Here is a 4,378-nt window from a genome sequence, read left to right as displayed (position 1 = left end):
GGTCGACGACGACGCCTTCTTCGCCCTCCTCCTCGAGCGGATCGGGCGGCTTTGAGCGGGCGGGCGCACGGGTGGGCACGCGTGCCCACTTGGTCAAGTCTTTGATTTCATTTGATCTGACCCTCGCGCGTCAACCGATTTTCAACCAAGGTTAACGCGCAGGCACGGGCGCCGGCTCAGTCGACGATGGCGATGGCGAAGCCGTCCCAGCCCTTGGCGCCGACGGTCTGGACGGCGGTGGCGGTCAGGCGCGGCTCGGCGGCCAGCATCTCGAAGAAGCGGCGGGTGCCGAGGACGCCGGGGTCGCGGCTCGCGGCGTCGGCGACCGCGCCGTCGCGGACGACGTTGTCGCAGACGATGACGGTGCCGGGGCGGGAGAGCCGCAGCGCCCAGGCCAGATAGTCGGGGTTGCCGCGCTTGTCGGCGTCGATGAAGACGAGGTCGAACGGGCCCTCGAGGGTCGGCAGGCTGCCGAGCGCCGGGCCGACGACCACCTCGACCCGGTCGGCGAGCCCGGCCTTGGCGATGTTCGCGCGGGCGACCTCGGCGTGGCGCGCCTCGGCCTCGAGGCTGACGACCCGCCCGCCCTCGGGCAGCGCCCGCGCCAGCCAGATCGTCGAATAGCCGCCGAGGGTGCCGATCTCGAGGATGCGGCGGGCGCCCGCCATGCGCGCGAGGATGTGGAGCAGCTTGCCCTGCAGCGGCGAGACGTCGATCGCCGGCAGCCCGGCCGCCGCGTTGGCGGCGAGCGTCGCCGCGAGCGCGGGATCGTCGCCGAGGAGGACCCCCGCCAGATAGCCGTCGACCGCTCGCCAGTCCGCCATGACCCCTCCCTCTCCCCGGTTAACCTTGGTTGAAAAGTGGTTAGCGCCAAAGACTTTATCGTTCCCGTTCAGCAGCTTGCCCGAAGCCCGCACTGTGCGGACCCCGTGCGGGCTCAGTCCGGCGCCAGCATGTAGCCGGCCCCCCGCACCGTCTGCAGGTAGCGCGGCGCCTTGGGGTCCTGCTCGATCTTCCGCCGCAGCCGGGTGATCTGCACGTCCACCGCCCGCTCCTGCGCCTCGGCGATGCCGCCGCCGAGGTCCTCGACCAGCTCCTGCCGGGTCACCGGCTCGTGGGCGCGGGCGGCGAAGATGCGCATCAGCATCGATTCGGTCGCCGTCAGCCGGATCAGCTCGCGCCCCCGCCAGAGCTCGCCCCGCCCGAGGTCGTAGCGCACCTCGCCGAGCTGCAGCGTCTTCGGCGGCTCGCTCTTCGGCTGCGGTTTCGGCACCCGCCTCAGGATGGCGTTGATCCGCAGCAGCAGCTCGCGCGGCTCGAACGGCTTCGGCAGATAGTCGTCCGCCCCCGCCTCGAGCCCGAGGATGCGGTCGTCCGCGTCCCCGCGCGCGGTCAGCAGCAGGATCGGCGTCGTCATCGTCTCGCGCAGGCTGGCGGTCAGCTTCAGCCCGTCCTCCCCCGGCATCATCACGTCGAGCACCATGAGGTCGAAGTCGAGCCCGACCAGCAGCCGCCGGGCATGCGCCGCGTCGCGCGCCGCCGTCACCATGAAGCCGCTGCGCGCCAGGAACTTCTGCAGCAGCGCCCGCAGCCGCGGATCGTCGTCGACGACGAGGACGTGGGGTTGCGTCGGATCGCCCATCAGCGCCCGCTCTCCAGCCACCCGACCAGCCGCGCGCGCAGCTCGGGATCGATCATCTGCTCCAGCACCTTGCGGAAGCCGTGCACCGCCTCCGGCCCGGCCACCGAGAAGGCCGCGCGCATCCGCCGCCGCTGCGCCGCCGAGAGCTCCTGCTCGAGCGCCCGCCCCGCCTCGGTCAGCGTCAGGTTGCGGTGGCGCCGGTCCTCGACGCCCACCCGGCTCTCGACCAGCCCGTCCTCGACGAGCTGGCGCAGCACCCGGTTGAGGCTCTGCTTGGTCACCCCGAGGACGTCGAGCAGCTCGTTCACCGTCAGCCCCGGCCGGCGGTTGACGAAGTGGATCGCCCGGTGGTGCGCCCGCCCGTAGCCGCGCGCCTCGAGGATCCGGTCGGGATCGGCGGTGAAGCCGCGATAGGCGAAGTACATCAGCTCGATGCCCTGCCGCAGCTGGTCGTCGGTCAGGAACAGGAGCTGCTCGCTCCGGGTCGGATTGGTCGAATAGCCGCGGACCATCGGTCTCCTGCCTGCCTCGTCGCCTGGCGCGTCGCCGGGCTCGTCGCTCACAGTTTATGTCAGGCATGTTGACATTCCAAGACTCAAATGCTAGCCGGGACCGCAGATGGCGCAACGAACGATCGCGGGTGGCGGTTGCAGCGCAACATCACGAAAGCGAGTGAGGAACGGCCATGGCTGGCGCATACGACGATCGGGACGGATTCATCTGGCTGGACGGCGCCTTCGTGCCCTGGCGGGACGCGAGGGTCCACGTCCTGACGCACGCGCTGCACTATGCGAGCTCGGTCTTCGAGGGCGAGCGCTGCTACGACGGCCAGATCTTCCGCAGCCGCGACCACACCGAGCGGCTGCTCAAGTCCTGCGACTATCTCGACATCCCGCGCCCCTACGGCGTCGACGAGATCGAGGCGGCGAAGGCGGCGACCCTCGCCAAAAACGGCTTCACCGACGCCTATGTCCGCCCGCTCGTCTGGCGCGGCTCGGGCCCGGACATGGGCGTCGCCTCGTCGCGCAACCCGGTGCACATGGCGATCGCGGTCTGGGAGTGGGGCGCCTACTACGGCGACGCCAAGATGAAGGGCGCGAAGCTCGACATCTCGACGTGGAAGCGCCCTTCGCCGGAGACGATCCCCTCCTTCGCCAAGGCCGCCGGGCTCTACATGATCTGCACCATGTCCAAGCACGCCGCCGAGGCCAAGGGCTGCTCGGACGCGATCATGATGGACTACCGCGGCTATGTCGCCGAGGCGACCGGGGCCAACGTCTTCTTCGTGAAGGACGGCGAGGTGCACACGCCGCTGCCCGACTGCTTCCTGAACGGCATCACCCGGCAGACGGTGGTGCAGATGCTGAAGGAGCGCGGGGTGAAGGTCGTCGAGCGCCACATCGAGCCGCAGGAGATGGAGGGCTTCGAGCAGTGCTGGCTGACCGGCACCGCCGCCGAGGTCACGCCGGTGGGCCAGATCGGCGACTACCGCTTCGAGGTCGGCGCGCTGACCCGCTCGATCGCCGGCGACTACGAGAAGCTGGTGCGCGGAAAGCTCGCCGCCGCCTGAGCTTGTGACCGGGGGCGGGCGCGGCTAAGGGACGGCGGACCCTTGGTCCGGAGCCTGCCGATGCCCGCCGGAAATATCGGCCGCGCCCTTCTCGTCGCGGCCGTCGTCTTCGCCCTCGACCGCGCCCTCAAGCTCTGGGTGGTCGTCGGGCTCGACCTGCAGCACCGGCTGCACATCCCGGTCCTCGACCCCTGGCTGAACCTCACCATGGCCTGGAACGAGGGGATCAACTTCGGCCTCTTCGACTTCGGCGCCGCCGGACGGTGGGTGCTGGTCGCGCTCGCCCTCGCCATCGTCGCGGCGCTGCTCGTCTGGGCGCGGCACGGCGGCTGGGTGCAGGCCATCGGCGTCGGGGCCATCGTCGGCGGGGCGCTCGGCAACGTCTGGGACCGGGTGCGCTGGGGGGCGGTCGCCGACTTCATCAACATGAGCTGCTGCGGCATCCGCAACCCCTTCGCCTTCAACGTCGCCGATGCGGCGATCTTCGGCGGCGCGGCGCTGCTCGTCGTCGCCGGCGCGCGCAAGGGGAGGTGACGCGCGCGGCCGAGTGCGGTAGAGACGCGGGCATGACAGGGACGAAACGGGCAGGTCGGGCGATCCTCGGAGCGGCGGCGGTTCTGGCGGCGCTGGCGCTGGCCGGCTGCGGCCAGGGCGGGGTCGCCGGCAGCCTGCGCTCGGCCGGCATCGCCGGCAAGCCGGACGAGTTCATGGTCCTGCCCACCCGCCCGCTCGAGATGCCCGAGAACCTGACCGCGCTGCCGCCGCCGACGCCGGGCGCGGTCAACCGCGTGGACTACCGCCCGCACGCCGAGGCGGTCAGCGGCCTGACCGGACGGCCGCAGGTCCAGGGCTCGGGCGGCGGCGGGCTGGTGGCGGCGGCCGGCCCGCGCGACCCGGCGATCCGCGGCCAGCTCGCCCAGGAGGACGTGGCCTGGCGGCAGACCCACCACGGCCGGCTGCTCGAGCGGCTGTTCAGCAGCGACCGCGAGGCGCTCGTCTACCGGCCGATGGTGCTGAACGCCCCCGAGGCCTTCGAGACCCAGCGCGCCCAGGGCCGCCGGGTGCCGGCCGCGCCGCCGGCGGCGCTGGCGCAGTAGCGCCGCGGGGCCAGGGAAGAGGATTTCGCGCGCGAAACTATAGGTATCCCTTTGATCCTGAAGGGATTT

General features: G+C 71.5%; 6 protein-coding genes. 3 read left to right on the top strand and 3 right to left on the bottom strand.

All coding sequences use genetic code 11. From position 1 onward, the window contains the following. Nucleotides 1-176: 176 nt before the first annotated feature. From Q0112_RS18730 to Q0112_RS18720, 3 genes are all read right to left on the bottom strand, one after another. The gene (locus Q0112_RS18730) at nucleotides 177-824 is read right to left on the bottom strand and encodes an O-methyltransferase (RefSeq protein ID WP_297977581.1); all 648 of its coding nucleotides are present in this window, start codon (nucleotides 822-824) and stop codon (nucleotides 177-179) included. Between the two features lie 113 nt (nucleotides 825-937). After that, complete coding sequence (locus tag Q0112_RS18725; protein WP_297977582.1) at nucleotides 938-1,642, bottom strand: response regulator; 705 nt, start codon at nucleotides 1,640-1,642, stop codon at nucleotides 938-940. Then, on the bottom strand, nucleotides 1,642-2,154 hold the full coding sequence (locus tag Q0112_RS18720; RefSeq protein WP_297977580.1) for a MarR family transcriptional regulator: 513 nt from the start codon (nucleotides 2,152-2,154) through the stop codon (nucleotides 1,642-1,644). The genes Q0112_RS18725 and Q0112_RS18720 overlap by 1 nt, the downstream gene beginning before the upstream one ends. Before the next feature lie 173 nt (nucleotides 2,155-2,327). On the opposite strand from Q0112_RS18720, the gene Q0112_RS18715 reads away from it, so the two are divergent. From Q0112_RS18715 to Q0112_RS18705, 3 genes are read left to right on the top strand one after another with little or no spacing between them, the layout of a single operon-like run. Then, nucleotides 2,328-3,212: a branched-chain amino acid aminotransferase gene (locus Q0112_RS18715; RefSeq protein ID WP_297977578.1), complete on the top strand. Its 885-nt coding sequence runs from the start codon at nucleotides 2,328-2,330 to the stop codon at nucleotides 3,210-3,212. Between the two features lie 60 nt (nucleotides 3,213-3,272). Beyond that, complete coding sequence (lspA, locus tag Q0112_RS18710; RefSeq protein ID WP_297977577.1) at nucleotides 3,273-3,746, top strand: signal peptidase II; 474 nt, start codon at nucleotides 3,273-3,275, stop codon at nucleotides 3,744-3,746. Between the two features lie 32 nt (nucleotides 3,747-3,778). Continuing rightward, nucleotides 3,779-4,309 (top strand): DUF3035 domain-containing protein, encoded by a 531-nt coding sequence (locus tag Q0112_RS18705; RefSeq protein WP_297977576.1) that lies wholly within the window; start codon nucleotides 3,779-3,781, stop codon nucleotides 4,307-4,309. The last annotated feature ends 69 nt before the right edge of the window (nucleotides 4,310-4,378 follow it).

It is taken from the genome of uncultured Amaricoccus sp. (assembly GCF_937858865.1).
In the GTDB taxonomy this organism is placed as follows: domain Bacteria; phylum Pseudomonadota; class Alphaproteobacteria; order Rhodobacterales; family Rhodobacteraceae; genus Amaricoccus.
Note: the sequence above shows the minus strand (reverse complement) of the source record. Positions and strands in the feature narration are given on the sequence as shown.

Excerpts from the sequence above, each read along its gene's own strand:
- Q0112_RS18730 (WP_297977581.1), bottom strand. The coding sequence starts at position 824 with ATGGCGGACTGGCGAGCGGTCGACGGCTATCTGGCGGGGGTCCTCCTC.
- Q0112_RS18725 (WP_297977582.1), bottom strand. The coding sequence starts at position 1,642 with ATGGGCGATCCGACGCAACCCCACGTCCTCGTCGTCGACGACGATCCG.
- Q0112_RS18720 (WP_297977580.1), bottom strand. The coding sequence starts at position 2,154 with ATGGTCCGCGGCTATTCGACCAATCCGACCCGGAGCGAGCAGCTCCTG.
- Q0112_RS18715 (WP_297977578.1), top strand. The coding sequence starts at position 2,328 with ATGGCTGGCGCATACGACGATCGGGACGGATTCATCTGGCTGGACGGC.
- lspA (WP_297977577.1), top strand. The coding sequence starts at position 3,273 with ATGCCCGCCGGAAATATCGGCCGCGCCCTTCTCGTCGCGGCCGTCGTC.
- Q0112_RS18705 (WP_297977576.1), top strand. The coding sequence starts at position 3,779 with ATGACAGGGACGAAACGGGCAGGTCGGGCGATCCTCGGAGCGGCGGCG.